This window comes from Vibrio sp. 1562 (assembly GCF_033340155.1).
Taxonomy (GTDB): domain Bacteria; phylum Pseudomonadota; class Gammaproteobacteria; order Enterobacterales; family Vibrionaceae; genus Vibrio; species Vibrio alginolyticus.
Genome location: NZ_JAWOVY010000658.1, coordinates 1 through 553 on the forward strand (window position 1 = coordinate 1; position 553 = coordinate 553).

The following is a 553-nucleotide window of genomic DNA, read 5'->3' on the forward strand; positions in this document are numbered from 1 at the left end:
ACAATGATGTCGCTTACTTCCCTTGCTTACCAAAAGATTTATTGGGCATTAGCCGAGATATTTTGGTGTTCGAAGGGAAAGAGAAGATCGTCTCGTCAGACATATTAACTCGTGCCTGGGGACTGTACTTCACAGTGGATGAATAGGGAGATTTAAATTATGAGTCGGACTCAAGTCATCATGTTATTGCTGCTCTCCATTGTTTTCGGCCTTGCTGCCGTATTAATTGCCAAACAATGGATGGACGGCAGAAACCAGCCAACAGTAGAGCTCGAAGAGGTGGAACGTCACCCTGTTGTAGTTGCTACGATGGAGCTGGAGCCAGGCACCATTTTGGATGAAAAGCATTTAACCACCAAGTTAATGGAAGTGGACTGGATAGACGACGAAACACTCAAAGTGCCTGAGCAAGCTTTGGGACGTATCGTTGCAAACACCATTTACGCGGGCGAGTTGGTCAATCCCAATCGTCTTGCTCAACCTGGAGAGGGCGCAACGCTTGCGGCCTTAATTCCTGAGAACAAGCGAGCAGTCACCATTCGTGTGAATGACG

The 553-nt window shown here is 47.4% G+C and carries 1 protein-coding gene and 1 pseudogene; both read left to right on the forward strand.

Translation table 11 applies throughout. The features are described from left to right. Positions 1-146 (forward strand): annotated as a pseudogene (locus R7Z49_RS26925) (AAA family ATPase); the annotation flags it as partial. 13 nt (positions 147-159) lie between these two features. Continuing rightward, the coding region (gene cpaB / locus R7Z49_RS26930; protein WP_318112724.1) for a Flp pilus assembly protein CpaB at positions 160-553 on the forward strand (394 nt) is incomplete at its 3' end.